The sequence below is a fragment of the Leptolyngbya sp. AN10 genome (assembly GCF_050565645.1).
Lineage (GTDB): Bacteria > Cyanobacteriota > Cyanobacteriia > Leptolyngbyales > Leptolyngbyaceae > Leptolyngbya.
The window spans coordinates 107,599-134,503 of sequence record NZ_JBNXVP010000016.1; the positions used below are offsets into that span (position 1 = coordinate 107,599).

General features: G+C 45.4%; 33 protein-coding genes. 23 read left to right on the forward strand and 10 right to left on the reverse strand.

All coding sequences use genetic code 11. The features are described 5' to 3' along the window. Positions 1–28: 28 nt before the first annotated feature. From ACQ4M5_RS22210 to ACQ4M5_RS22225, 4 genes are all read left to right on the forward strand, one after another. Positions 29–562, forward strand: a complete 534-nt coding sequence (locus tag ACQ4M5_RS22210) for a hypothetical protein (RefSeq protein ID WP_430677855.1) — start codon at positions 29–31, stop codon at positions 560–562. A gap of 9 nt (positions 563–571) precedes the next feature. Continuing rightward, entirely contained in the window at positions 572–916 is a 345-nt protein-coding gene (locus ACQ4M5_RS22215) for a hypothetical protein (protein ID WP_430677856.1), read from the forward strand. A 46-nt stretch (positions 917–962) separates the two neighbouring features. Continuing rightward, positions 963–1,490, forward strand: coding sequence for a hypothetical protein (locus ACQ4M5_RS22220; protein ID WP_430677857.1), 528 nt, complete (start codon positions 963–965; stop codon positions 1,488–1,490). 66 nt (positions 1,491–1,556) lie between these two features. Beyond that, positions 1,557–1,994, forward strand: a complete 438-nt coding sequence (locus tag ACQ4M5_RS22225; protein ID WP_430677858.1) for a hypothetical protein — start codon at positions 1,557–1,559, stop codon at positions 1,992–1,994. Here ACQ4M5_RS22225 and ACQ4M5_RS22230 read toward each other — a convergent pair. The 4 genes from ACQ4M5_RS22230 to ACQ4M5_RS22245 form a co-directional block, all read right to left on the reverse strand. Beyond that, the gene (locus tag ACQ4M5_RS22230; RefSeq protein ID WP_430677859.1) at positions 1,962–3,956 is read right to left on the reverse strand and encodes a fused MFS/spermidine synthase; all 1,995 of its coding nucleotides are present in this window, start codon (positions 3,954–3,956) and stop codon (positions 1,962–1,964) included. The two genes, ACQ4M5_RS22225 and ACQ4M5_RS22230, sit on opposite strands and share 33 nt — an antisense overlap. Before the next feature lie 82 nt (positions 3,957–4,038). Further along, positions 4,039–4,599 carry a hypothetical protein gene (locus tag ACQ4M5_RS22235; protein WP_430677860.1) on the reverse strand — a complete coding sequence of 187 codons (561 nt, stop codon included), beginning with the start codon at positions 4,597–4,599 and terminating at the stop codon, positions 4,039–4,041. A gap of 256 nt (positions 4,600–4,855) precedes the next feature. Beyond that, positions 4,856–5,128, reverse strand: a complete 273-nt coding sequence (locus tag ACQ4M5_RS22240) for a Mo-dependent nitrogenase C-terminal domain-containing protein (protein WP_430677861.1) — start codon at positions 5,126–5,128, stop codon at positions 4,856–4,858. 399 nt (positions 5,129–5,527) lie between these two features. Beyond that, positions 5,528–7,150: an AAA family ATPase gene (locus ACQ4M5_RS22245; RefSeq protein WP_430677862.1), complete on the reverse strand. Its 1,623-nt coding sequence runs from the start codon at positions 7,148–7,150 to the stop codon at positions 5,528–5,530. A gap of 281 nt (positions 7,151–7,431) precedes the next feature. Here ACQ4M5_RS22245 and ACQ4M5_RS22250 point away from each other — a divergent pair, with 281 nt between their 5' ends. From ACQ4M5_RS22250 to ACQ4M5_RS22260, 3 genes are all read left to right on the forward strand, one after another. After that, positions 7,432–8,013, forward strand: coding sequence for a hypothetical protein (locus ACQ4M5_RS22250; protein ID WP_430677863.1), 582 nt, complete (start codon positions 7,432–7,434; stop codon positions 8,011–8,013). 280 nt (positions 8,014–8,293) lie between these two features. Continuing rightward, positions 8,294–8,743, forward strand: a complete 450-nt coding sequence (locus tag ACQ4M5_RS22255) for a hypothetical protein (protein WP_430677864.1) — start codon at positions 8,294–8,296, stop codon at positions 8,741–8,743. Between the two features lie 265 nt (positions 8,744–9,008). Next, entirely contained in the window at positions 9,009–9,770 is a 762-nt protein-coding gene (locus tag ACQ4M5_RS22260) for a metallophosphoesterase family protein (protein WP_430677865.1), read from the forward strand. Between the two features lie 25 nt (positions 9,771–9,795). Here the strand turns inward: ACQ4M5_RS22260 and ACQ4M5_RS22265 are convergent, their stop codons facing one another. After that, positions 9,796–10,620, reverse strand: coding sequence for a DUF6753 family protein (locus ACQ4M5_RS22265; RefSeq protein ID WP_430677867.1), 825 nt, complete (start codon positions 10,618–10,620; stop codon positions 9,796–9,798). A gap of 371 nt (positions 10,621–10,991) precedes the next feature. On the opposite strand from ACQ4M5_RS22265, the gene ACQ4M5_RS22270 reads away from it, so the two are divergent. Next, the gene (locus ACQ4M5_RS22270; RefSeq protein WP_430677868.1) at positions 10,992–11,165 is read left to right on the forward strand and encodes a Mo-dependent nitrogenase C-terminal domain-containing protein; all 174 of its coding nucleotides are present in this window, start codon (positions 10,992–10,994) and stop codon (positions 11,163–11,165) included. A gap of 132 nt (positions 11,166–11,297) precedes the next feature. Here ACQ4M5_RS22270 and ACQ4M5_RS22275 read toward each other — a convergent pair whose 3' ends face one another. The 3 genes from ACQ4M5_RS22275 to ACQ4M5_RS22285 all read right to left on the reverse strand — a co-directional run bounded on the left by ACQ4M5_RS22275 (position 11,298) and on the right by ACQ4M5_RS22285 (position 14,110). Continuing rightward, positions 11,298–11,960, reverse strand: a complete 663-nt coding sequence (locus ACQ4M5_RS22275; RefSeq protein WP_430677869.1) for a hypothetical protein — start codon at positions 11,958–11,960, stop codon at positions 11,298–11,300. A 104-nt stretch (positions 11,961–12,064) separates the two neighbouring features. Then, positions 12,065–13,177, reverse strand: a complete 1,113-nt coding sequence (locus ACQ4M5_RS22280) for a hypothetical protein (RefSeq protein WP_430677870.1) — start codon at positions 13,175–13,177, stop codon at positions 12,065–12,067. Between the two features lie 186 nt (positions 13,178–13,363). Then, positions 13,364–14,110, reverse strand: a complete 747-nt coding sequence (locus ACQ4M5_RS22285; protein WP_430677871.1) for a hypothetical protein — start codon at positions 14,108–14,110, stop codon at positions 13,364–13,366. Positions 14,111–14,700: 590 nt separating this feature from the next. Between ACQ4M5_RS22285 and ACQ4M5_RS22290 the strand changes: the two genes are divergently transcribed. The 3 genes from ACQ4M5_RS22290 to ACQ4M5_RS22300 all read left to right on the forward strand — a co-directional run bounded on the left by ACQ4M5_RS22290 (position 14,701) and on the right by ACQ4M5_RS22300 (position 16,487). Beyond that, positions 14,701–14,910 carry a hypothetical protein gene (locus ACQ4M5_RS22290; protein ID WP_430677872.1) on the forward strand — a complete coding sequence of 70 codons (210 nt, stop codon included), beginning with the start codon at positions 14,701–14,703 and terminating at the stop codon, positions 14,908–14,910. Positions 14,911–15,051: 141 nt separating this feature from the next. Continuing rightward, positions 15,052–15,534, forward strand: coding sequence for a hypothetical protein (locus tag ACQ4M5_RS22295; protein WP_430677873.1), 483 nt, complete (start codon positions 15,052–15,054; stop codon positions 15,532–15,534). Between the two features lie 518 nt (positions 15,535–16,052). After that, positions 16,053–16,487: a hypothetical protein gene (locus ACQ4M5_RS22300; RefSeq protein WP_430677874.1), complete on the forward strand. Its 435-nt coding sequence runs from the start codon at positions 16,053–16,055 to the stop codon at positions 16,485–16,487. Between the two features lie 205 nt (positions 16,488–16,692). Here the strand turns inward: ACQ4M5_RS22300 and ACQ4M5_RS22305 are convergent, their stop codons facing one another. Beyond that, a complete protein-coding gene (locus tag ACQ4M5_RS22305; RefSeq protein ID WP_430677875.1) occupies positions 16,693–17,496 on the reverse strand; it encodes a hypothetical protein in 804 nt (267 codons plus the stop codon). A gap of 284 nt (positions 17,497–17,780) precedes the next feature. Here ACQ4M5_RS22305 and ACQ4M5_RS22310 point away from each other — a divergent pair, with 284 nt between their 5' ends. The 4 genes from ACQ4M5_RS22310 to ACQ4M5_RS22325 all read left to right on the forward strand — a co-directional run bounded on the left by ACQ4M5_RS22310 (position 17,781) and on the right by ACQ4M5_RS22325 (position 20,597). Further along, positions 17,781–18,356, forward strand: a complete 576-nt coding sequence (locus ACQ4M5_RS22310) for a DUF1822 family protein (protein ID WP_430677876.1) — start codon at positions 17,781–17,783, stop codon at positions 18,354–18,356. Between the two features lie 292 nt (positions 18,357–18,648). Next, positions 18,649–19,443 (forward strand): hypothetical protein, encoded by a 795-nt coding sequence (locus ACQ4M5_RS22315; protein ID WP_430677877.1) that lies wholly within the window; start codon positions 18,649–18,651, stop codon positions 19,441–19,443. Positions 19,444–19,469: 26 nt separating this feature from the next. Next, positions 19,470–19,871 (forward strand): hypothetical protein, encoded by a 402-nt coding sequence (locus tag ACQ4M5_RS22320; protein ID WP_430677878.1) that lies wholly within the window; start codon positions 19,470–19,472, stop codon positions 19,869–19,871. A 222-nt stretch (positions 19,872–20,093) separates the two neighbouring features. Further along, a complete protein-coding gene (locus ACQ4M5_RS22325; protein ID WP_430677879.1) occupies positions 20,094–20,597 on the forward strand; it encodes a hypothetical protein in 504 nt (167 codons plus the stop codon). A gap of 120 nt (positions 20,598–20,717) precedes the next feature. Here the strand turns inward: ACQ4M5_RS22325 and ACQ4M5_RS22330 are convergent, their stop codons facing one another. Then, positions 20,718–21,143, reverse strand: a complete 426-nt coding sequence (locus tag ACQ4M5_RS22330; protein ID WP_430677880.1) for a hypothetical protein — start codon at positions 21,141–21,143, stop codon at positions 20,718–20,720. A gap of 279 nt (positions 21,144–21,422) precedes the next feature. Here ACQ4M5_RS22330 and ACQ4M5_RS22335 point away from each other — a divergent pair, with 279 nt between their 5' ends. The 8 genes from ACQ4M5_RS22335 (at position 21,423) to ACQ4M5_RS22370 (ending at position 26,805) form a co-directional block, all read left to right on the forward strand. Beyond that, positions 21,423–22,460 (forward strand): hypothetical protein, encoded by a 1,038-nt coding sequence (locus ACQ4M5_RS22335; protein ID WP_430677881.1) that lies wholly within the window; start codon positions 21,423–21,425, stop codon positions 22,458–22,460. A gap of 107 nt (positions 22,461–22,567) precedes the next feature. Beyond that, complete coding sequence (locus ACQ4M5_RS22340) at positions 22,568–22,792, forward strand: DUF2811 domain-containing protein (protein WP_430677882.1); 225 nt, start codon at positions 22,568–22,570, stop codon at positions 22,790–22,792. 490 nt (positions 22,793–23,282) lie between these two features. Further along, a complete protein-coding gene (locus tag ACQ4M5_RS22345; protein WP_430677883.1) occupies positions 23,283–23,534 on the forward strand; it encodes a hypothetical protein in 252 nt (83 codons plus the stop codon). A gap of 159 nt (positions 23,535–23,693) precedes the next feature. Further along, complete coding sequence (locus ACQ4M5_RS22350) at positions 23,694–24,071, forward strand: hypothetical protein (RefSeq protein ID WP_430677884.1); 378 nt, start codon at positions 23,694–23,696, stop codon at positions 24,069–24,071. Positions 24,072–24,157: 86 nt separating this feature from the next. Beyond that, on the forward strand, positions 24,158–24,949 hold the full coding sequence (locus ACQ4M5_RS22355) for an IS5 family transposase (RefSeq protein WP_430677885.1): 792 nt from the start codon (positions 24,158–24,160) through the stop codon (positions 24,947–24,949). Positions 24,950–25,145: 196 nt separating this feature from the next. Beyond that, a complete protein-coding gene (locus tag ACQ4M5_RS22360; RefSeq protein ID WP_430677886.1) occupies positions 25,146–25,724 on the forward strand; it encodes a hypothetical protein in 579 nt (192 codons plus the stop codon). Between the two features lie 97 nt (positions 25,725–25,821). Next, entirely contained in the window at positions 25,822–25,995 is a 174-nt protein-coding gene (locus ACQ4M5_RS22365; RefSeq protein ID WP_430677887.1) for a hypothetical protein, read from the forward strand. A gap of 51 nt (positions 25,996–26,046) precedes the next feature. Continuing rightward, complete coding sequence (locus ACQ4M5_RS22370) at positions 26,047–26,805, forward strand: IS1 family transposase (protein WP_430674053.1); 759 nt, start codon at positions 26,047–26,049, stop codon at positions 26,803–26,805. The last annotated feature ends 100 nt before the right edge of the window (positions 26,806–26,905 follow it).

The following is a 26,905-nucleotide window of genomic DNA, read 5'->3' on the forward strand; positions in this document are numbered from 1 at the left end:
TCTATTTGACCTAGCTTAAACCTAAACGATGAGTCAATCGTCAAACATTATCACAACCGCCGAGAAATATCTGCTGAACTACTACTACGTATCCACTCAGGACATGGAACGAATCGACAAATTCAGGGTTTGCACCGGAGACTCTGAAAAAACACTAATCACTCAATATATTAGGGGGTGGATATCGCGCAACCGAGATTACTACTTAAATCTAGCTCGACTCGATGCAAAGGCGCGAGGGATTAGTTTCCGAGAATGGGGCGAAACCGTCGTGGCGAAGAGAATCGATGACCTACCCAAGTATCTAGACGAAAAAATGCCAAAACCAGACGAAGAAAATCCGCTTAGAGGCATTCAAATTGACCCCGATGCCATTCGAAAGCCAATCAACTACGTTTGGCTTGCTAGGCAAAACCTGGCACTATTAAAAGTTGGGATTCATTACGACGGCGACAGCGCCGTCAGATTTGTATCCCGAATCGTCAAAGAACATTTGGCAACAAACTGGGACAAAAAATATCAATCCCAAGTCGATGCCAACGACTTCGCCAACTGGATATAGGAGAGATTTATGCCAGCAACTGAAACCAAGCCAGAACTGACCCTAGACAAAATCAATCCAACCGTCAACGCGATTTTGGAGATTTTAGGAAATCCCGAGTCAGATCTACACCAAAAAACCCTGAGTGCATTTCAGGCAGGTCATCATGATCAGGTGAAATGGCTTGCTGCAAGCCATCTCAACGACACCTTTTGTAAAAGCCTCAGCTATCTTGGTGGTGCACTAAAGCTCGGTCCGACAACCGCGACAATTTTGGCAGAATCGGCTCGTGCTGCAGCCGATTTTGCAGCAGAAAGAACACGGCAGCAAACCATGAGTCAGCTAGGATACGAAATCAGTAAAATTGTAAGTTAAGCAATAAAAGGGGATAGAAACAGCCAAATCCGCAGAAATCGCTAGGATGGAAAAATCCTTCTATCCCCTTACTATGACCTTTAAATCTTGGAATAGATCTAGACTGCCTAGGCGCAAAGCATCGCTTAACCAAGCGGCTCATGCAGTCATTGCCGCATCATTTATGCTTTGGCTTACAGTTTTAAGCGGACGTTCGGTCGAGGCGGCACCTCAAGGGGCACTGCCTCAAAGTTGTCAACCGGCACTACAACAGGCGAGAACCGTTCTCGCAAGAAATGGAATCAAGGTCTCTCAAGTTAAAATCTTGCCAATTCAAGGCTATAAAAACGTTCCTCAAAACGCTCCCTTGCGCGTTGCTTTTTCTGTTAGTCAAATGCCTAAAACTAAAGACATTTATCTGAAAACAGCAACAGCTCTGAATCAATGTGAGCGGGTTGGACTTGTGACAATCGGGCAAAATCAAAGTGGAACAATGATCAGTCTTGGACGCATCAAAGACAAGCTAGAACCGTTTCGCTGCACAAATCACGCAGCCCGACCACTGGAGTGGGGATTCGATCTTTGTAGTTTCTAATCTAGTTGCCCAGGGAGATCGCTTTCTCGTTAGAACACAGTAGAAAAATATTTCACAGCTTTAATCATGACCCCAACTGAAAAAACAATCGCCCCAAAAATTCAATATGTCCCAGATTATCCAAATCAGCATGGTTACTGGAAGTGCTCGGTTTGCCACTCTAGCTTTTACGGTGGTGGGTCTGCGATTCACAGCAGCAAGGAATGCACATCAAGCGGCTACTCGTCCTGTGTCTACCATTATGGAGACGCAGAAATTCATCGATTGGCATCTGGATTAACCCGGTTTGGACTCTCTTGGCTACACGGTTGTTTCACAGAGTTAGCAATTCTTAAAGCGCACAGCAAGCTAGAAAACTTAGAAGCGCTACTGAAACAATACGAACAAGACCTGTTTCAAGCAAAGTCTGTCGAAAAAGCTGCTGCAGACATCGAGGTAACCCGAAAATTCTTAAACCAAGTAGACTTAACTTCACCGCCTCCAACCCTTGAACTGGGGAAGTAGATTAGAATAATCATCAGTCCAAATTCGACGGTTTGTAGGGGTCACGGCTTGCCACTGTTGGCGAAGCATTTGCAGCAGTGCAGGCTCAGTTCGACTAGAATTAAGCACCGCAACCCAAATCGAAGCCGTAATTCCCGCGCGGTCTTGCTCGATCGTCGGCTCATGCTGTTTCACAAACGATTCGAGTCCAAGCCGAGACGCGACGTTACCTACAACATCTACTAAATCAAGATAGCGGTTACTTAAATTGAACAAAAGCACACCCGTCGGCTTCATTTTGCTTAAGTAAATCTGCAGTGCCTCATACGTCAGCAAGTGAGAGGGAACCATGTCGGAAGAAAATGCGTCCAACACAAGTAAATCCAAATCACTCGGCATTTGAGCAAACTGAGTTCGCCCATCGCCAATAGTGACATTGTACGAGGCGGATCCTTTTGCAAGATAATCAAAATAAGTTTTAGCAATTTTGAGAACAAGCGGATCAATTTCAATAAATTGCCAAAGTTGATGCGGTTGAGAATAAGCAAAAACGCTGCCAGCACCTAACCCGACAACACCAACTCGATTAATTTGTGAGGTTTGATTTAAGCGATCAAAGACTTCTCCTAGACCAGAAGCCGAAGAATAGTAGGTGATCGGCGTAACGGCGTTGAGCGGTTGAGCACCGTGCAAGGTTGTATTGTGAACGATAACCTTTCGCGTATCCATGCGAATAATTTTATAAATGCCAAAAAAATTGCGATACGACGCAATCATTTGCGGAGACTGAACGAACCCAAATCCCAGCACAAGCGCGATCGCAACTCCGAGAACTGATCGACTGTATCGCAAGTACCAAACCCGGCTCGGCAAGAACTGAATCAACAGTAAGAGACTCAAAAACAAACTTAGTGGGTACTCAGAAACGCCTTGCTTGAACAAAAGCGGTGACAGAACAGTATTAAAGATTCCTCCCAAAAGTCCCCCCAGAGCAATGTAAAAATAAAACTCCGTGAGATAGGAAAGTACAGGTCGAGACTCATAGAGTTGTTGATGCAGCAAAAAGGTAAGAAATACTAATCCCACTAAATGTGCGGTCATCTGGCTGTTTCCAGTCGCCCAAACCGAGAAACTCAGAATCAAGACAATGACCCCGCTTCCCAACCACCGTAAATCTCGATAAGGAGGTGTACCCGGCTTGGATTGGCTAAAAACAATGGCAAACGTCAATAAATACAGTCCCAAGGGAATAGACCAGAGCAGCGGAGTGTTAGAAATATCAGAGGTGATTACCGTCGTGACCGACAGCATCAAAGACGACGGAAAAGCAGACAAAAGCGTCCACTGTAGTCGAATCTTCCAAGAAGGAACTGGATCTGATAGTTTAGTTTCAATCTGGTCAACAGCATGAACCGAGCGAGAAAGCACAGACCAAGCCGAGAAAGTCATCAAAACAACCAGAACCACATACAGCCCACTGACCAGCAAGCATTGGTGAGTCAACGTTAACTGAGTTTGCAGAACAGTCGGATACAAAAACAGTCCAGCAAAACTACCAAAGTTGCCGATCGCGTAAAGATTATACGGATTGCGTCCGGGCATACGAGAGATCCATTGCTGAATCGTTGGAGAAACAACGCTAATTGCCAAAAAGACCGAGCCGATCGACAGCAAAAGAATCAACCAAACTTGCACTGCATTTGGAACCGGCAAATCAAGCCGCTTTAAAGCAATCGGTAGCTGCACAAGTCCAAGGGCCATCAAGCCCAGTTGAATCCCCACAGCCCAACGAACCGGAAGATGGGAAACGCGATGAACAATAAAATATCCTAGCAATAGCATCATCTGGAAAAAAACGACTGAAGTCGTCCAGACAGATGGCGTTCCACCCAGAACTGGAAGCATCATCTTGGCAATTAGAAACTCCAGACAGAACATCAAGAACGAAGCAAGAAAAGCAATCACAGCAACAATGAGCATCATTTTAGTCTCTTCCTAACCAACGAGATAAACCATGACTACTTGCGATTAAAGACTTCGCCCTTCTAGCAATCGCAGAATTAAGTCATTTTTCAGTGATGAAATGTAGCCACTGAATAAAACGCGGAAACCCAACGTCATAGATCCAGTCCAAGTTGAAAGCCACGAAAATAAGTGCAATCAAACCAACCAGAGCGAGAACAGCCCGCGTCTGCGTCAAGCTGCTCGTTCGGCGAACGTTTCCCGGACTCGACGCTCGACGCAGACGATTAATATCACGTCGGCTGGGGTTGAGTTTCCAAGGCTCACGATCTAGAAAAACAATTTGAACGTGCGGTTCAGTCACCGCAGAACGAATATTCAGCGACTGAATATAAGCAGATTGCTGCACCGGAGCTTGACCAATGATCACAAGCCGAGAACGATTAAGATGCGTGCAGTAACTTAATCCCTGTCCCTTTGCCTGGTAAATTTCAGAACGTGTTAAAACCCGTTTAATTTCAATAACTGTATCAGAGGTCACAATATCAGCGCGGAGATTGCCGACCCCAACATTAACTTCACGCTCATACGGAATTTGCCAAGCTCGAAGACGTTTTTCGATCGCGCGTCGAAGTTCTTCCTCGGTTTTATAGGCGTGCGGCATCGATCCGCCTCCAACGCCCAAGCAGAGCGCAATCATCTTGAACTGGGTCAGCCAGACGTTTTTTACCAGACATCATTTCACCTTTTTTCGATTATGGCTTTGGAGACCGAAGGCAATAAATTTTGATCTAACGCCCAACGCCCACCCCAGAACGCAATTCCTGTGAAAATCCAAACCGCTCCTACAGCCTTGAGGCAGAAAAGCAAATTTGTACGCAGCACAGATCTAGAAGATGCTTGGGGTGAACGTAGGTTCTTCACATCACGCCCTCACGATAAGATGAGTGAGCGCCAGGACTAGATCGATCCACTAGAAAAGACAGCGCCTGAAACCTTAGTGCAACCAGTCCATCGTACAAAGGATTCAATTTACACAGAGGCGGAACATGAAACCAGATCCGCCCAAACACTTTGAAATCCCGCTCAAACGGACAATCAGCTGGAATTAAACGACAGATTAATCGCGCAAAGCGCAGATTCGCAACAGGCAAACTCGAAACATAATGATTCAACGATCGTACAAAAGACATAACAGATCCTTTCCTGAAAAGAGGTATTTAGAGAGAAAACCCGTTCAAAAAATACCCTCAAGAATGAACATCGCCGCTTTTATTTGAAAATTCTGGCGAAGTAAAAGTGCTAGGATGAAAAGAGGAGGACGAATTCTCAGCGACCACATAAACTCGTAAACCGATAAAGCACAGCGCCGTGATTAACCAAAAGGCAAAAAGCAAAAACGACGGTGAAGCTTTGGGATAAGCGCTAAAGAACAAACGTCGAAATAAAGGCAAAACCTTCATACTAGGTCTCCTTAAACTAAATTCGATGTTGTCAATTCCTCAATCACTACTGAGTAGACTGAAAGAACGAGAAACGAGGTTTCGGTCTGCTTCGTAGAACAGTGTCCTGAACTGAAATCGTAGCTAATTTCAGTCCAAGTAATTATTGTTATCTATCACATCTCCAAACAGCTCCTGCGGAGGAATCGCGAAAATACTGCGATCTTCGCCCGCTGAGTTACGAGCAAACGTGGCTTGATTGAGGATCTCGTACATCTGCTTCTCTTCTCGAACCATAGCAGGAGTGAATTTCCATCGCTGCTCCTGAAGATCCTTGAGAGTAACGGTGAGAGAGTCCACCGGTAATCCTTGCTGCACTCGACGGTGATAAATCGTTTCTGCAGTTTTTCGAACCGCTTTACCAATCTCTGCCGGAGTACAAATCTTATAGTCTCGCAGTAATAGCCGCCAGTCCATCTCACTAAACGGAGATTTCATCGGGTGGCGAAAATCCGGAAAATACTTCGATAGATGGAGTTTGAAAATTTCATAACGCGCTCCTTCGGTTGGTAAGGCACAAAAGAAAATATCATCGAATCTTCGAATTAATTCAGCCGGTAACATTCCAAGACGATTAACAGTAGCAATCATGTATATTGGGTACTGATGTTCCTGCATCCACGTCAGTAGCTTACCTGCCATGCGTCGTCCTAACCCCCCGTCACTATTGGAATCGAAGTTAGCAAAAGCTTTATCAAAATCATCGAAGTAACACACGACCGGGGACAAGGCTTCTGCCAAAGAAAGAATGTTTCGCAAAACGCGATCGGGATTCTTTGTTCCTGTAATCTGCCCCCAATCGAGCGCCAGCAGCGGAACGCCCATCTTCTTTGCCGCAAGTTTAGCACTCAAGCTTTTACCGGTTCCGGGCGGACCCCACAAAATCATGCCTTTCGGGAACTTCAATCCCAATCGTTCCGCTGCAGGATCAAGCAGCGAAACGACCTTGCTCAACTCTTCTTCTAAAACCTCCAAACCTCCCGCAGTCGGAACATCAGGATCGGAAATAAATTCCAATCCCCGATCTTTAAGCTTAGAAATTTTGTACAAGGAAATCGATTCAGCGAGCGCTGCAAAACTTTCAGCAAACCCTGCCATGCGAGAAATCACCATTTCAACTTCTCCGATCGACAAGCCCTGGCACGATCGAACAAGTTGAGCAGATGTTGACTCTGATAGCTCTCCTAAAGCAGAAAAACGGCGGCACAATCCTTGAACAACCGCTTGAATCTGTAGTCGGGTTGGTAGCGGAGTTCCCAAAATCGGTAAATACGGCTGAAGCTCGATCGGGAGCTGAATCGTATCTTCAAGCAACACCCAGTACTGTGGCGATTGACGCACTTCAGACTGATAATAAGCGTTCAGTAACTGATAAGATTGGCGATTACACACTTCACCGTGCTCATCACGCTGTAAAGCGCCTTCCAACAGGACAATTCCCGACAAGTCAGAGTCAAGCAAGTACTGCATTGTCATCGCTCCATCCGGCAATAAGCAGTCTTGAAACCGCTCGAAAGTAGTTTTACCAGAGCGCCAAACCAGTTTTTGAAACCCAGATAAACCAGGGTTCCACAAATAGACAGGCAGCGATCGCTCGTCTCCCCACTGATGAAACTGACGTAAAACTCGCGCTCGATCAGGACTTTGGAATTCTAGCCCCACAACCGAGATTCCCTGATCCACCAAAGTAGGCCAGTCACTCAACCATTTCATAGATAACTCTAGATTTCAAAAATCTGATGTCACGACTTGTGGAGCAAGAGCCGCAACATTTCGCTTATTACTTTAGCGCATACCCCTCTTCAAAACCACAGGTTTAGGCGCATTTAACAAAAATTACTACATGACAGCCATCTACCAGTCGCGACCGCGACCTCGGAATTTTACGTCTGTGGCAACTGCCACATCAGGGCAATCGCTTCGCCCGTTAAGGCGAATCCAAATCTGACCGCAACTGCGGTAACAGGAGCGAAAACGTTCAATTATGAGAACCTATGACAGCACAAGTCACAACCAAAGACGCAGATAAGAAGTTCGGTGAGGTAAAAACGCTGTTGTATACAACCGCGCCTTTCAGTCGCACCGAGTTGCCTGATACCCCAAAAGAAACAATTCTAGAGTCTTTGTTCTATATCACGCGATCGCTTTCACGCAGAATTGCGGTGCGAAAATACAACCGCCAGCACTCGGGTAAACAGAACTATACCGCGTTCGATTACGACAAATATGACAAAGAAGTATTTGGCGCGGTTTATGGAACACCAGACGCACCCAAAGCAACGGTTGAAGAGTTCACTCGTTTGGGCAAGCGGTTAAGCGGGCGAGTTCTATATTCGCCCAGTCCCACGTATGAACTGCTGCTAATGAATGAGGAAGAGCAGCAGCGCATGAACAGCCAAAAAGACATGAAAGCAATCAAAGAAATGATCGCCTCGATCAAATCCTCGGCTGCACCTTCATCTGCTGAAATCGAAGCCGTATCAGGAGTGGTTGATGACATCGACGACTTGCTCGATCCGGATACTTTACCTAACGACGAGATCCTCGAAGGTGATGACGATTTAGAAGGTCTGTAATTCACGATTTCAACACCTGCTGAGTTAGCCCTCCGTTAAAAGAGGGCTAACTTTTTTGCTCGCCACAACTCGCTTGCACTCCGGAGGACATTTGTCCTCACCCAGCGACAACCGTCGCTCTCAACCTGAGAAAAAGCAGCGCCGCTCAACCAGAAATCAAGAGCAACGTCTGTTGCTTCTCACATGAGTTCTAAAGAATTCCAGATCGGCTGCGGTTCAGTCGGTTCGGAACTGTCACTTAGCTCACTCCAATTCACTACTCCAATTTAAGGAATCAAACATGACGACTACTCAAGAGCAAAAAGCGCCGGTCAGCGTAAAAATCACACCAGCCCAGGTGATCGCCCAAGTTGGCAATACACCGATCAAAAATCTTCTTGCTAGAGCTGAAAAAGCTGAACAAGGCAACATTCTCGACAGTCTGACCAAATCAGAAAAGTGGGCGATTAGCGTTTTTAACTTCCTCAAGGGAAAGCACGTAGAGCGCCAAGTCTTCGTTTACCGGGGCAACCAAGAATCGTTTAATCGCGGTGAGCGGAAGCAATCTGAAGCAGACTTCATCGAGCAAAACAGCGAAATCACGCTGATCGAAATGCTGGAAATCTGCGAAAAGAGCTACGAACTCTACACGCTGAAAGATGTTCTGAAAGCTCACAATGAAACCCAAACGCGGAAAAACAACCGCATTAAGGGATCATACGTCCGAACTCAGCAAGCTGCAATGGCTTAATGCACCAAACAGGTGAACCTGCCTATAACCCTACCTGATGTAGGGTTATAGCATTACCCCACCCACCTCCCGCCACGATCAGAAACAAGAAGAGACAGTGGTTAAACAGCAATGATTGACCCAGTAGTCATCACAAGCGCTAAACCATGAAGAGTGCTGCAAAGGTTGACCCTAAGGCAGAAAGTGATGTACTGATAATCCGATAAACTCATAAAACGAGCAGTAAACAACCCCTCGCTATTGCAGGTTATTTATTATTTTCCGAATGGACAGAATAATTATTGGAGATGTCCATGGCTACTTCGAGACGTTAATGAGTTTATTGAATCTCATCAACCCCTCGAAGCAAGTCGGGATTTATTTTTTGGGGGATTTGATCGATCGAGGACCCAAATCAAAAGAAGTGCTCGATTTTGTCAAAGCCCAGCAGTATACAGTGCTGTTGGGAAATCACGAAGAATTACTCTTAACCGCACTGCAGGGTGACTCAATGTTTGAAGACCACTGGCGTGTCTCGGGCGGAAAAGCAACGCTGAAAAGCTTTGCCGTCAATCCGCATGGACCGCTCGATGTCTTAAAACCATATCAGTCCTGGATCAAATCATTTCCGCTCTACCTAGATCTCGGAGATCTCTTTCTAGTTCATGCAGGCATTGATCCCAGCAAGCCCTTGCAGCAGCAATCCGCTCAGGATTTTTGCTGGACAAGGGAGATTTTTCACGAATCGACCCAGCCCTACTTCAAAGATAAAATAATCGTTGCAGGACATACTCCTACGGTAACGATGGGACTTTCTGCCGGACAAATCGCTATTGGACCCGGATGGATCAACATTGACACTGGCGTTCATCTCGCTCGCTCCGGCTGGCTTACTGCTTTGTATTGGGAGCAGAGAAAACTCTATCAAGTAAACGCTCAAACCAAGGAGCGCCGCATCCTCGAATTCCAGGAGTGGAGCCATTCATCACTACCGATCGTAATGGCTACCCCTAATTCTACAGATAGGGTTCAACACACACTGGACTGAATCATGAGGGAAAAATTTCAGTCGATCATTTAGGTGCAGACTCAAACTGACGCTTATTCGGAGGATCAACCCACAGCAAGCAGAAGCCAGATGTCGCTTTTTGTCCATCTGGAGTCACCTGCACACTGACAGCCGCTCGTCGCGCTTGTTCAACACACGATTTGTTTTCTAGCAGTCCCTGATTCCACTCAAAAAGGCTACGAGCGTACCGTCCCTCTGGACTTTGTGCCCATTGCAGTGCCTTTGCCTGCTCGACAGTTAGCTGCTTTGATCCTGGCTCATACTGAGTTTTTGCTTGCCAATAGAAATAAGACAACAGGGCACCGGTCCCAACAGAAGCCAACGTAACAACGCCTGAAAGAATCAGCACAAACGGATGATGTAAAACCTCTTTAATTGCCACCTTCGCAATTAAGGTTCGCAGCATCTTATCCATTTCTCGCTGATGCATTTTGGACGCAACTTGCTGATACGCTTCCAGTCGCTGCTTGATAACGCGCTCATACTCATCGAGATTGGTCATGACTTGATCCGACCAACGATCAAAGAGGGTTGACAAGTTATTTCGGTAGCGCGACAAACTTTGCGGAAATTGGCGGATTTCTGAATCAATCCGCCCAGTCGCAATTAGCAACAGAAAAACCGGATCTTGCGGATTAATTTTTAGCAAGTGAACTAATTCAAAGACCCTAGAGCGATAGGCTGCATCTTTTCCTTCCAGCTCCATTTCCAGTAGGGTATAGCGGGGATCACGCGATCGCGGTTCTTCAGAACCATGAGCATTTTCATCAAAAAGAGGCGAAGTTTCTAACTCTTCAGTCTCTTCCCAAGCATTATCATCCGTCTGCATTCCAAGCCTCCAAAAGTCTATGAACCAAATCTAGCGGACGCTCAACAACCGCCTGTTTTGCATAGACCCAGCAATAATTAAAAAACAAAAATCTAGGGGAAATCTAAACATCAACCATCCCCGTCTGATCTCAGATTAACGGATTTTCTCAAAACCGACACGCAAGATTAACGAGTATTAATCAAGGATTTTGCCAAAAGCGTACTCAACGCAATCATGCACATCAAGTCCGTGGGGCATGAATCCAAAGCGCACGTTCGCACCACGCTAGGAGTGGCGCAACTTACTAAAAATAAACCATAAACGAACTACAGAGGTTTGAGCTTCAACGACCGTTGAATCGGGAACAACTCATTCAGGAGAATCCTTCCATGCTTCGACTCATCGCCAAACCATTCTCTCTCATTCCCGCTCAGTGCCCACTCGCCAGAACCTTTTATTTCAGAGGGCGAAGAATTACAATTCCGCCCTTGTGTCAACTCAATCCCTTCTACTGTCAAATCATGAGATTGCGGCAATGGGCAATACAGCAGATTAGCCGCTAACTATACTGAGAGTCGCCTTTGGTTGCTGTGGTTTTCAGGTTGATTGAGCAAGTGACATCGCAAAAAAATGCAGCTTCCTTAGCAGAAAGCCCCGCTCAATCAACCGCATCCTGAGTTTCCAGGTCGGTAAACTTATCGAGAAGGGCGAAGCTGTTGATTCGATCGTTCTGAATGCCCCTGATTAACAACTCTAGTAGTCGTTAAGTTGCGATTGGGTAGCCGAGCAATAACAACAATTTGATAAGCATTTCCGCTCTGTAAACCAGGCTCACCACTCGGGTAGTTCAATACAGTTTCTCGAACTGTACGCTCCCAATTTACTCCAGGTCCAGTGACTCGAATCGTATACTCACGCGCACCTGCAACAGGTTGCCAAACAATAGGGGGACGCGGCTCTGCTACGGTTGTTCCCGACGGCTCAATCAGTTGGAACCCGTTCTGTTCTGGACCTTTAGCACGAAAACACTGAGTGGACTGTCCAAATTGACACGGTTCCAATGAGATCGCTAGCTGTGACGGACAAGCCCGATGATTCACGGTCGTTGATTGACCCTGTCTCAGCCGAATCAGGGAACGACTGCTAAAACACAGCATCTGAGCAGTACTAGTCGGGGTGAGGCGATCGCCTGCACAAATAATCTGTCCCCGCGAGAAGTTATTTCCAGACCCGCTGATAATCCGCCCAATCGGATTACACATTCTTGCGAGTACTGGTGCGGGAAGCAGAAACTGACCCACTTCTGCCGAAATTAAGCTGCAAGCCGTTACCACAATCATTTGGCGTAAAAATTTCACAACACTCTCTCCTTGCAATTAATTTAGGGTGAACAAATCAAACTTAAAACCAGATTAAATCCCGCTTCCTCTACGTGAATCAACGGGCAGTTGCTTCAACAGATTCACCGCAGCGACTCACGCCATCGCTGAACTTCTGGCTGATCTTCGGTCGATTGCAACATCAAACAACTTGTCCGATCGCTAAGGGCATCCTGATTTAGATGTCCTCGCGTTTTGGCAAGAAGACAGTAAGCATCTGCACGAGTGGGATCAAATTCTGTTGAGGTTTGCAGCCACTTCAATGCGTCGGTAAAATTTTGTTGCTCATAAGCAGCCCAGCCAAGATTTTTGTAAAAAGCTGCTTGTATATTGGGCTGGCGCACCTGATCAAGTGCTTGTCCCAGTAGAAGTGTGGCTGTACCAGGCTGATTTTGAAGAATATAAATGCGAGCAAGATTGTTAATTGCCCGATCTCGAACAGGTGAACCAAACCGCGCGGACTCGCGATAGTGGTATTCTGCTAGCTGGTACTGTTCGCTCTGCTCATAAACGTTTGCTAAGTTATAATGAGCGCTCATCTCATCCATAGAAGGAGCAGACTGATCGCGTTGCTTAACTCGTTGCTCAATCCGTCTAAACCAGTCTGTTCTCGATAAATGCGTTGATTTCAATTCGTCAAGATAATGAGCAGCACTATCCCACTGCTGCTCATTCGCCGCATATTCTGCTGTTCGCATCCAGGTTAGTTGCTGAGTCCATTCTGCTGTCAGTCGCTGCGCTTCGGCATAAGAAGCAGTGTTCGCTGGAATACTCGCCACGAGGCGAACGGCTCCCTCTAATTCGTTTGGGTAAGAGTTCTGCGCTTGACGCAGCATTTCTGCTGAAATCTGTTCACGCTTAGCAGAAGTTTCCGCAATATTAGGCAAAAGCTGTAGTGCTAGGCTAAATTCACCCCGATCGACAAGTGCTTCAACATGCTTATAAAGCGTTGCATAATCAATCCCTTTCCCTTGAGAACTCTCTAAGCGGACTCGAGGAACCGAACCTGGCATCAAGTCAGAACGATTAAATACAGCTAGACTCGACAGGAGTAACATCACCACAGACGGAAAAACGAGAAGAATTGAAATGCCTTTTGGCAGTGAGCGCATCTGCATCGCATCCGCAGGTTCATTCGAGAAGCTGAGTGTATGCAGAGCTGCTTCACGAGAAGGCAGCAGGAAACGATATTTCATAAACAATCACTCCCATCAGAGAACTCTGAAGAACCAGTAGCTGACTCGGCAAACGGAAACGAATCCTCAGAACTGAAAAAATCAGAACTTGCTGACACATTATCACTAATGCTATGTTGAGTCCGCCAAAATCTGTCAGCAACCAATTTGAACAACAGTCAGACTCAAATGCTACAAACTTATTCCTTAGTTATTCCTTTCAGTCGATAGATCTGTTGTCCTGACGATACCCTGCCTGAGCTGATGCTGAATTTTAGGACTAGAGTAAAAAGGATGATCTTGAAGTCGCTGAAAAAGCAAAGACGCTTCTGACCATTGCTCTCTCTCCAGCAACTGATTTGCATTTGCCAATATTGCTGCCTGACGTTTCCAGAAGGGTAAATTCTTGTTTGCCGTCACTGCGGCTTCAGTGCCTTCAGGAACTGCTTCCAAATACTGTACCGCAGTACCAAGATCTCCCTTTAGATACCGGTCATTAGCCCGTTCCAAGATAGCAGAAGCATAAACGACCATCTTCTGTCGCGCTTCTGCGTAACGAGAGTGATGCTGAGGAACAGTTTGAAGCAAATCGTAGGCAGCACGGAACCAAGAGCGTTTTTGCAAAATTTCTGCTTGTTGAAAGATAAAATCTACAGCGCTGGGCGGAGCCACCTTTAAGTCGCCAACAGAAGATGGGTTTGCTGCCGCTAAATTACCGTCTAGTGGAATCGCGGCATCCGAATATCCACGATTTTCATCTACAAGTTCAGATGAGGATGAATCTCCGCGCCCTTGCGGTGAAATTTGCCGATCTGCCGCAGGAAATGAATTCTGAAATACCGAACCATAGACACTCCGGACGGCTAAAAGGCATACAGCACAGATAGCTAGACTTCCCCCTAACTTTAGCCATAGGGGTGCCAAATTTGTTCGTCCATCCCGATTTTGTATCATAAGTGAACTCCGAAAGCCTATTGTCCTCAAAATGAACGAATGAACGACAGTCTTCGTCACAAATCTCGCCGATAGAAGCCCCAAAAACACTCTTTTCCTAATCACATTTTTCGAACAAGCGTCGTTCTTACGGCTGCCTCAATCAAGAAAGAATGAAAACACCACACAAGAACTCAGAAAATCTCTAAAGCTTGTAAGTCAAGGAAAGAATTTCATCCTTAACTTAGGAGGTATAAGAAAACGAATCGTCTCCCTTTTGGGTGATCTTTCTAAGACACAGGACGGGACGACCTTAAGCCAGCACCAAGACATACATTTGTGACGCAAGACACTGAAATCTTTGTAAATTTCCTAGTCACTCTGTCCATCCGATTCAAATGCCAAAGCAACAGATTGTCTAAGAACGGTCTTAACAAATGCATCACAAACGGAGACGTTCAGTTTGAATATTCGAGTGCCCAGCCCCCGCAAAAGAGCTGTCGTATCTGATCAGTTCTGAAATGTTTGATTTGACTCCGAATCGCTCCGATAAACCGATTTCTAGTGATCAGACTGCTACCGCGTCATTCGGTAGATGTTTACGTAAAATCATGATGGAATCACTTGTTCTACGATCGCTGTTTAGCACAGCCGGGCAATCCGTGCCTGAGGATTTAAAGCACTGGTTGGAGCAAACCAAAACTGCATATGAATCTAGAAATTGGGCAAAAGCTCGATGCTTCTCTAGCATTTTATGCAGCCATTGGGATACAAACCAATCGATTCAACTGCGCCGAGTCTTAAAACAGAAAACGAGTTGAAGATCACTGAAACGTCCTCAATCGGAGGACGTTTCAGTGAGCAGAAAGATAGTTCACGGAGATCGCTGAAGAATACACTAGAACTGTTTTTCAAGCCAGCGACCGCTGAAATGAATTGCACCTCTAATTTTTGAACTCATCATGAAATTTCAAACACTCTTAAAGATTCTAAGTTTATCACTGGCATTGGAAGTCGCAAGTTGTGCTAATGCCACTCCTACCCTTTCGGCACAACCGTCCTTATCCTCCTCACATCAATCTAGGACGACACCAACCTGCGATCGCGCTATTAGTACAGCGATTGCACAATTGAGCGCACAGAACATTCATGTCACATCGTTCCAAGTTCAAAAAGTTGACGGCTATCACAACGTCCCAGTTGAGGTTACTCACAAATTAGTTATCCTGGTTGAGAAGTTGACACAATCGAACGCTTATCAACGCGCAGCCAACCAACTTCAGAGCTGTCATCACCTTGGACTTGTCACCTTCGGAGAAAAGAACTCATCCTTTATGGTTAGCATTGGCAAAATTCAAGGTCGAATGCAGCCCTTCAAACCGGCTGGCAACGCGATTAGCACAAACGGAAACTTTACGATTCCCTGGGGATATGACTTGCAGTAAAACGACAGACAATAGCAAAGTTCTAGTTCTATCAGTTTTTTGAGATCGTCAGGCGAAGTCGCTTACATTGGTCATTCGTTAAAATAAAATGCGCTTCAATAAAGCATCCGATGCACCGACTGGTGCTTTCTCAACGACAAAGGCATGAACCGCAAAGGACGGCGGTCTCCATCCCTTTCAAGCTGCTGTCACAGCTTTGAAAGCCTTGGAGATAGGAGTGACAGACCGAGAAAACCTGGTTCGATTCCAGGCATGCCTAACGGTTGTTTTAATGCTTGGAATTCACGGTACTTTATCAAACCAGCGACACCGCAAAAGCAAGTTTCGAGCATTCAACACCGCTCAATCAATTAGAAAAGAATTGCTCTTTACCTAATTCGGTTGATTGGTATTCCCGCTTTCATCAGCCCGAAAAACAACGCAAATCAACGGCGTTAAACCAAATTCTAGTCCACCGCTGTAGTTCATTCCAAGCGTTTTCAAGGCGATACAGCAAAACCACTTATTGAGGAATTATCATGACCACACAACTAATGGAAACCTTGCAAACCGAAGCTTCTGAGCAAGTCAGCGAAGCTTATGTAAAATTCCAATCGTTTGTTCGAGAACAGTACGACACAAATGAAATTTTCCGGTTATTCTGCTTGCTTAGTATGCTTGTGGTGTTGTTCAGCGGAACAGTCATTGTTCGGATTGCAAAGATCATCTGGCGCTGGCTCCAACAAGGGTATACATGGGCAAAACCTCAGGTAATTGCAACCTGGAACAAAATGCTGGCAGATCGAAGCGCTGAACAGCTTTTGCAGGCGTTGCTTGCACAATGTCAAAATCGAGGCAGCCGAATCGCACCTCACGTCCAAGCCATGATTCAACGCTTCAATCAATCCATTAAAAACTCGATTCAGCAAATCAAAGCAAAAATTCGCTCAACAGACTCTAACACGGTAAAGTGAGAAGGCTGATGAACGATTGCAAGAGAAGCTAGTGCTCATCACTCAAGAAGGCGAACAATTTCTACGTTTACTCATAGAAATTGTTCGCCTTTGCAGCATAAATCAGAACTTTATCCAGAGAGGATGCATGAAACTTCAACTTCCGATCGATCTAAACATTCTGGTTTCCGAGCAAGTGATGTACCGTGAACACCAACCTGTTTGACTATTCGTGGTTCAATAAATAATTAATCGCCTGTCTCGACAAAGAAACTGCTTGATCTGAAGCGACCCTAATATCCGGACAATCAATCAACCCAGTAAGCTGTAAATTCTGCTGAGTTCCACGCACAAACGAAGCAACGCGTTGTCGATCGAGTAGCGGTAAAGCTTCACCCTCTAGTCCATTCGGTGAAATCGCCTGGGCAAACGTCAACCGCATCTCATCCCATCCATAAGGCTTAAGAAAACAGGGAAACTCAGCCGTTGTGATGTAGTCTTGTTCCAGCAATGTACGCAGCCGGTTATCTTGAAACGTTCGGCTCCAATCGTCTGGTGCTCGCTTCGCCCAGTTCTGAACGAAAACATGAAACATTTGGTCTCCGTATGTCGCAACGGATTCTTGAAATTTGCTAATGCTGCCAGGAGTTCCATCGGACAAAAACCAGTTGACGAACTGATAGCGAAATCCATCCTTTCTCGCTGCAAGTTTGCGGGACACCAAAAACAAGCGATCTCGCTGAAACCATTGCTCTAAAGCCACAGTAGAGCTAGCCGCCAGATTGATGATAATATGCCGTCCTGCTTCCATCGAGCGATACACAGCATCCGTATTACGAAATTCGGATTCAGAAATCTTCAAAGCAGAGGTAGTTTCAGGATATCGCTCTTGAACATTGAGCAATTCAACATCAGCATCAAAAGCTGCATAAGATAAAGCAAGATCATCGTGTAGATGGATCATCACTTGAGACAAAAGGGATTTCCCCATTCCACCCAGAGCGCTATTGATTAAGTGAAATTTTGGCATCTTCGAGCCTCTCATGGTCGAAACAGCAACAGACTGGCTTGAAAGTAATCTTGCCCGATCGACAATAGCAATGAACAAGCAATACAAGCAAAAACAAGGAATACTTTTATGCTAATGAAACCGATGAAAAATTCAATCTTTAAGACAACCTAGTTCATAAGATTGAAAGCTGCTAAATCTACCACACGACAGAAACGGTCGTCTTACAAACATTTCGACAGCCAGATCATTCGCCAGAGCAAAAACATCAAAATGTAGTCAGCAATAAAATCTTCACCCCATCCATGAAAGCTTTAAAAAATTCACCGGCACAGCCGATTGTAGACCTTCCCGGTCAGATTGTACATCACGCCCTTACTCAATCTGCAAGCTACAGAGACCTTGAAACTAAACGTCGAGCCTACCTGAATTTGATTGCGATCGACATGACAGTAGAATGGCTCGATGCGATTGACTGGGCAAATGTAGCAACAGCAACTCAACCAATGCATCAAAACTGGGAAGCCGTTAATGGAACCGCACTAGCACTCAAAGAAAAATCCCTGATTGTTATTCCCGACAATCGGCTAGACAGTGAAGAACTTGTTGTCCCGGAATACTGGACGGTTCCAAGTCAACATCAAGGCGACTATTTTCTCTTTGTGGCAATCGATCCCAACGAAAATCGCTTCCGCTTTGTTGGATATACAACACACAAAGCGTTAATCACAGAAGGAACATACGGCTTGAACGAAAAAGGCTATCGACTAGCTGCAGATCAGATCACCTCAGATATTGCTGTTTTTAGCGTGGTTCGACAAGTATCTCCAAACGAAGTAACCCGATACGGCGATCAAGTTCTAACCGACAGGGCTTCCTGAGTGACACTCCAATTCATGCACACCCACACGTGAAGTTCATGAGCTGTTCAAAATTGCCAAGCTTGGCAGACATTAAAGACTAGCAAGCATCTCCCTGGGAACGACTGCTGCGCTCGCAACCACACGTATTGACGTTGGCAAATCAGCCTGCAATTGCAGGAATACAAACGCTGTGGGCATAGACGAGTCGATCAATCAAAGTTCTGCACCTTCAGAGCATTTGATTTTTTCAGCAACAAGTTGAAATTGACGTACAAAATCCAAAACTCATTAAGGTTTCTATTCTATCCGTATGAACCGTCATTTAAGGCTCTTATGCCACTGGGAAGTTAACGGCTATCACGATAGCTACTTCTACTGTGGTTACTGGAACGTCGAAACACAGCAAGTAAAAACCGAAGAAATTGGATCGACAGCTTACGCTAGCGGCAGCAGTAGAGATGCTACCCCTTATCCTAGTTGGACGATTGCAGAAGTTGAGCAATTTCGACAACACTTTGAAGCATTTATTTTTCAAAGCCTGAGAAAAGCCGAACACAAAGATGTTCTGCAACCTGAAAAGGTTGAACCTGGTGAATCGGTACGGTTAGTCGAAGCGATTCAAGCGAATAAACCCTATCAAGCAGTTTCTTGTTCCCGATGCAAAGGCACCGGATTTTGGCAAAATCCTAAAGATACAAACGATAAACGGTCTTGCTTTAACTGTCACGGCTTAAAGTGGATTGTTGGAGAACCGCTAAGTCAGAAAGTTAAATTTCATTGTGGAACCATCGGGGTAGTCATCTGGGTCGGCAGCTTTCGCAAAATCTACCGCAACGGATACAATACACTGGGACGTAAAACGCTATCCACTCGGCTAATGGTTGATCAAACAATCATCAATGCTCCTTTGGAAAAGCTACGACTCGATCGAGAACCCGAATCCGATGCTTCACTCCTAGAACGAGCAAAAAGGTTGTCGTATCAATTTCAGATTGCACCTCTGGTCGGATGCCGCAGCTGGCTATCAGATTTACACATTCCTGAAGCACTACAACACGAGTTGAAATCTCAGTACGAGCAGCAGAAACTTGCAACACACCCATAAATTCTCCACTCCTCCAACCCTTTGCTATGACTGAAGACATTGAAGAGCTTATTCTCCTAAATCAGCAAGAAGAAAACTTAGACGATCAAGCCGGAACACTCGAAATTTTACTCAGATCACTTTGGACTGCAGCGAGCGCTTCGATGCCCCGTAAGCAGCAAAAAGCCCTTCTAAAAGAACTCCGAAAAGCGATCGTCGATCGGCTCGGACATGATCCAGATGATGTAGCTGATGAACTAACCGAAGACGAAATTCTACTCGAAGCTCAAAACCGGTTTCCGGCTGATCGTTATCGCGTGAATCAACCGTATCAAGAGCAAAATGGCGAAGAATGGGGGGACTGGCACATCGAAGTTGAATCGGTTGGCTCAGCCGAAGAAAACTGCATCTACCGCGTCACTGAAACTCTTGAATTTGAAGCAGTTTAGCAACACTCCCAATCGCAACTGCTATCTAAAGTTTTTCTCCTAAGTTATCGTTATCAAGAGCATTGATGCTCTTGATAACGATATTTTTTTCAAGCATCTCTGATTTCTCGCGCGAGCAGGCTTTGATAGATTCCTTGAAGGCAAAGTTGTGCAATCCAAATCTAAAATACAAAAATCAGGGACCGCGTCTGCGGCTTTGGAAGTGAAAATTGGCAGCAAACCATGAGAATCATTCAATATCTCCCCAACAAGCGAACTCAAGAGCTAATTGACTATATCAACACTTATCTCCTACCGCTCGCAACGGAAGAACAAGCAAAATGCGCCAAAGACCGCCTGCAGCTTTGGCTAAATGCTGAACCAATCTATAGAACCGGAAAATACAGAGATGCACACACCGATGAAAGACTTTGGCAGTTCTGCCAGCGAGTTTTTCCGCAGGCTGCTCTCGCACAAATTTATTTTGCTAAAAACCAGAAAGCCATCGATTGGCACAAAGATGCAGCCTATGCCCAACCAACTGCTAGAATCATCAATCTTGGCAAAATTTGCTTACAGACCCGATTACCCGACAACAAAATTCGCAGCCTTGAGCTAAACGGAGGCGAAATTATTGAATTTAACTCCAAATTGCCACATCGAGCAATTCATCGCTGTGACCAGCGAATTGGCATTGGCTTATGGACCGACCAAATTAGCATTCACAACCCACAGAACTGGGAGTAGATTCAACAAACCAGCCTCATCCTGAAAAGAGGCTGGTTTGCATTGGGACTAGGAAAGCCAGCAATAAACCGAAGACCACACTCGCTTTTGGAAGCGGATACACTCCATCATCACACTTGGCTACTTACGAACCGGAATCCAGTTGGTTAGCTTATACAATACCCTTGCAGAAAGAGGAATGACGACCTCGCACTGTGGAACGCCTTTACTGCGGCATTCTTCTAAGCGTTCTCGATTCGCGTGAGTAATCAGGTAAAAACTTAGCAGGTGATGGCTAGATGCTTCAACCGTCAGCACAAATAATGGGATTCCCAAAAATATTCCAGCAATTATGCCTTGCGCGAGCGCTCTGAATTTGTACCGCACCTGAATCTGTTGCTGAACTTGACGGAGCGTATCACAAAGTAAAGTAGACTGGTAAGCTAATGTTAATAACATCACAGAACTGCATTCTTCGCTTTCCAGTATCTTAACAATCTGCTCTAACTGAAACACTAATAAAGCTCGTTGAGCAAGAAGAAATCGCAAGGAATGTAACATCATCATAATGAATTTATTCGAGTAGAAGCCTGTTTAACGAATTGAGTCTTGCCATTCACACTGTAGTATTTTTATAACGAGTGCAGCAATCTAGTCCTGTTTATTAGAAAAAGACGCAAACAACTAAAAGTTAAGCTGGCTATAAATTTTTCAAGATTTGCTTTTTTTTAGTCTCAATGATTTCTAGAGCAAGAAACTGCATCCTCAATGTCTAACAACACGCATCGAAAACAGAACAGCATCGACTGATGCTACCTGGCAGCTCATCAAAACTGGAAACAATTCATGCATACACTACTTAAAAAATTTGATGACTTTCTACGGCAATCGCCCTTCGGTTATCGAGTTCAAGGGGTCGGGCGTGAGCTAAACCACTTTGGAGTAAAGCCTGATTTATCAGAGCGCTGGTTTCCTGAATTAGGTAATTACAGTCTAACTCAACAAGACTCAATCTCACTTGATGTATTAAGAGCGATCGGAGATCGGATCCAGGTTCTCGAAGCCGGTCGTGCACTCTACCAGTTAATCGAAGTTGTGTTTAGAGACAGACCCCCTGTTCCCAGCCTTGTCGATGGATTAATGACTCACGCTTTTAGCAGCAACGCTGAAGTCGCGTACTTCAACAACAAACACCTCGTTCATGAGATCGGAGAGATTGTGCTATGGATTGGGTTAAACGGCTTACCGTTCCGCGTTACCGGGATGTTTGAAGAGACCGCAATCAATTTAGAAATCACTCGCACACAGCGAAATCTATACGAAGAACGATGGGGAGAGCTACACCAAGTCCCGTATCATGGTGCGAGAGCTGTCCCAGCCGAACAGCCCTCAGATGCGTTCAAACTTCGGCTCGTTCATCATATCTGGAATCTATGCGCCCAAGCAGGCTTTGTTAACCGTAGAAGTCAATACTCGCCTCCTCCATGGCTCAAAGACCCAATCTACACAGCGCCGCCAAAAGAAACCATCTTCAAGCGGCTACTCAAACAAGTTTCGGTTGAGTATAGAACACAGCGCGAGATTATCCATCAAGAAGAAGGAAAATACTTTCACAACGCCTGCACTGCTGCTCAATTTAGGGCGCTTTATCCAAACTATAAGGAAGTAAAAGCAGAAGAACCCAGTCCACCCATTCCCGTTTCAGTTGAGTCCGTATCCAAAGTGCTAACAGAATTGAATTACCGTTCAGATGCATCCCTAGAACAATTAACTACAATTTGGCAATTCAATAATCAACATCGTCATTCATCTGAACACCACTTATGGCGGCTCCACACTGCAGAAATAGAGAGCGCCAAATTCTTTTTGAAAGCGCGATCATAAGTGCTTCACGACCTGGATAAAATTACTTTTTATCCAGGTCCAACACACAACCTCGATTCGCAAAAAACAATTCCTCAATTGTGTGAAACCCAAAATCTTCAATTGCTATGAATCAATCCTCTGAAAAAAATATCTCAATTCTGGTTGAAATTCCTGAACATTTGCACAAATTGTTATCACAATACCTAGAAACTCATCCGCATTGGAATCAAGATCAAGTTTTCATTGCGTCGCTTAGTGTTTTTCTAATGCACACAAGTAAAGAAAATATCACCCAAATCGATTCTAGCAAGATTAACCAAGCTTGCCTTGACGCACTTTTCAAGCAATAGATCCAGAAAATCTCAGTGTCCTAAAATGAGAAGCAACTGCTGCGTTCAGATTGAACAATGCCACAAAAAGTAGCGCTAAAATGCCAAACAGCCAACAATCTGGACCCATAGAAGTAACCCTGAAAAAACAGGGTCTATTTGAAGAGATTTTTGAAAGGCGTGAGGAATAAAATCTAATCAAAGTCGCCGCAGCCGATCTCATGTCTAGGTTAATAAACTTGCTTTTATCAAGCATGAAACCCTGCGAAGTGATCGGATCAATGGAGCTAATTGATTTTGTTTCTGAGTTCCTTGATAAACACTACTAAGGGTGTACTGGTGGTAAGAAAAAAGAGTTTATTAGAGATTCAACGATTGAATCAAGTTTCACACTTAAGCAGGGGATTTTGACCGATAACCCCTAATTGTCATGAGGCTCATATCCAGGTGAGGCTATTTCTTTAAAAAAGCGCTGACCAGCGCATCAAGATGTCCTCATCAAACATCGACTATGAATGGATTTATTTGGATTATGATCGGAGTGATTGCAGCAGTGATTGCTAAAAGAAAAATCCGGAATGCCCATTGGATTGGACTACTGTTCTTCGCCGTGATTGGAGCTTTCGTTGGAGGAAGCGTATATGGACTCCTAATCGCAGGAGGATTAATCCACGGCAGCGGTATGTTGCCCATTGGCAGTGTGTTCACCGCTGTGATTGGAACAGTTCTTGCTATCGTGGGATATTCTCGCGAAAAGCACTAATAGCGCGTTTGCGAAAGGATATATCTAGACTCTGCCAGATTTCAGACTTTTTCAAACAAGAAATCGCTAGTCAGAATCGGGGTAATTTACAATTTTGAATTGTGTTTGTCAAGATAATGGCAGCAGACCCTGTACCCACCCATCAGATTAGGAGTCCCTATGAGTGTATTCAATCAAGTGTCAGATTCAAGACTTGCTGTGATTGAGGCAATTTTGCAAAAAATAGCCCAGGGCAGCAAACCAGAATCAGGAAAAGACCTCGCAGAGAGCTTCACGATCGTGGAACTCGCTGTAATTTCAAACGGCATGATCAATCCCAACAGCACGCCAGCAGAAGTAGAAACAATTCTTGATTATTTAGAACCTGTGTTTAAAGTGTACGAGGCAATCGGGATTCCTCTACATCTTCCGTTCAATCGAATGAATGCTGCCCAACGACAAGCGGTGGACAAAGGGCAAGAAGATATCAAAGCAGTCGGACGACTTCTGAATTTGTGGCAAAAAGCGAACAAAGGCGAACCGGTAACTGAATCTTAGAGGATGTTTTAAAAGACAATTGAGGTGGTAAAAAAGCTCTCCGGTATACGCTGTCAATATCAACAAAACAGCACCGAGAGAGCCACATGAGTAAATCATATCCCAGCAACCTCACCCATGCTCAATACGAGCTATTGCGCGACCTATTGCCCGAAGCAAAATCAGGCGGTCGCCCACGAGAAGTCGATTTGTGGGAGGTCTTGAACGCCATTTTCTATATTTTGATTGAAGGCGTGCGGTGGCGAGCATTACCCGGAGATTTTCCAGCATGGCAGACGGTCTACACTTACTTTCGCAACTGGCGCAAAGATGGCACATGGCTGAGCCTACATGATCGGTTGTATCGCTGCACTCGGATTGAACAAGGGCGATATCCGAGTCCATCCGAAGCCGTTGTCGATAGTCAATCGGTGAAAAGTGCAGCAGGAGTGCATGAAGCGATTGGCTTCGATGCAGGCAAGATCATCAAAGGACGGAAACGGTTTATCACCGTTGATACGCTGGGGTTAGTCCTGCGCGTCTTTGTGACTGCTGCGAGTACCGGGGAACGCGAGGGAGGAAAGAAAGTGCTTTACCGAGTGCAGCAACGCGGTAAAGCAGTGTCTCGCCTGCATACAATCTGGGTCGATGGCGGCTTTGATGGTGAACCCTTCATGCAGTGGGTGATCTGCTTCTGTCGGTGGATTGTCCAAGTCGTGCTGCGTCCCGAACAGACGAAAGGGTTTGTGCTACTCAAAAAGCGGTGGGTGGTGGAACGAACATTTGGCTGGCTGATGCACTGTCGGCGCTTAGTTCGAGACTATGAGTTACTTCCAGAAACTTCTGAAACCTTCATCTATTTAGCTATGATTCGGATCATGGTCAGGCGATTGGCATAAAATTTGACCAACTCCGACTTTTCAAACACCCTCTTAGACCCAATCCATCCACTAATGTTGATGATGTAACCGGGCACATCATCAACATTGCAGGCTCGTTCACACAAGATGCAACGTCAAAGCGTCGTTGATCCATCATCTTCAAATAGAAGAAGCTGCTGTTAAACTGATTCTGCAAATCTCACCCTATCCCAGAATGTCTATAAACCGAATCAAAAATTTGTCGATCGAACAACTTATCCCGATTGCCAATGGAGAAGACGGCTGGTCAGGTTCAGACCAGCAGCAAGCCAAAGACTGGCTTGAAATTAAAACCGCGCAATTCGTACTGAGCGGGACAATCATCTATCAAAGCCCGTCTCACTACTTTCATACTGATAGTGGCATACACTTCAACATCGGGCATGAATTATTCAAACTTTGCAACCTTGAAGCCGGACAGCGCCTTTTATGCAAAGTTACCAAAAACTATAGCGGAAAGTGGAGTTCTGGCATTCCCACAACCTATGGCACTGTAGCCGCTGTGCTTCGAGTGCTCACAAATGATCAAAGCGAACAAACGAAAATGGTTCTTAACTGCTTTTCTCTCGATCAAGAGGTCAAAATCACCGACCCATCTGATCCACTGTGCGGAAGAATAGGAACCATTGTGGGATTTACTACACAGGAACCTCCGATGCTAGTTGTTCAGACCAATACCAGAAATTTTGATCTTGGGACTGGCTACTTATTCAACCCGTCTCAACTACAACGAATAGAGTGGTTGCAGCCGTAACTCTAAGAAAAGCTGAACCCTGCATTGCAGCCCCATTACGGCAGATCAGACCGCTTCTGCGGTATCAGGAGTGAAAGTTCAGCAAGGAGTTAAGCGTATGGCAACCCTCTTAGAAACCGCAAACGAAAAACTCAACCCCCGGAACCTGTCGATCGTTCTCGGCATCAACCTCAGAGACGACCAAATTCGCTACAAGCCCGGATACGAAAAGATGTATGCGAACGAGTCGATTTCGGCAGTGTTTCACCTAATTGAGCGGGTAGCGCCCTGAAGGAAAGGATGAAGATTAGAATGATAAAGGATGTTCAGAACACCCTCGATTATGGAAAAACTTCATCCTTGTCCAAGTTGTAGATCGGAAGCAGTAAGCTGCAATGGTCATACTCGACATGGTAAGCAGAACTATAAATGTCGAGACTGTGGACGGCAGTTTGTGCTTGACCCGCAATGGCAGGCATTAAGTGAAGAGCAACAAGGATTGATTGACCGAATGCTGCTAGAACGAATCTCCTTAGCTGGGATTGCACGAGTGCTACAACGCTCAGAAGATTGCATTCAACGCTACGTGAACAGCAAAACCAATCAAGTCAAGCAACAGGTGGAGGTGAGTGCCAAGCCAAAAAAGCGTCTGAGCGTTCAGATGGATGAGTTGTGGTCATTTGTCGATAACAAAGGGAATGAGCAATGGGTCTGGCTTGCCTTAGATGCAACGACTCGTGAGATCGTCGGTTTGTACGTTGGAGATCGCAGTAGTGCATCCGCAAGGGCACTATGGCAGTCGTTGCCTGCTGTCTATCGCCAATGTGCCGTAATCTACACCGACCATTGGAGTGCTTATCCCGCAGCCCTGCCGAGTTCACGTCATCGTCCCGTAGACAAAACGAGTGGACTCACGAGTTACATTGAGCGCTTCAACTGCACCTTACGACAGCGAGTGTCTCGCTTAGTCCGAAAGAATTTAGCGTTCTCGAAGAAACTGGACAATCATATCGCTGCAATTTGGAACTTTGTCCACCACTACAATGCAACCTTGAGTCTTAAGCTAAGTACTAGCTGCGCTATTTCCTCTAGCCTTTCCTAAATAGCACTACCATTGAGCGAACCTCTGATGACAAGGAAACAGTTATCCTGTTTGACAGCGACTGGAACACATTTTTAGCAATGATTGACAAAGAGTACGG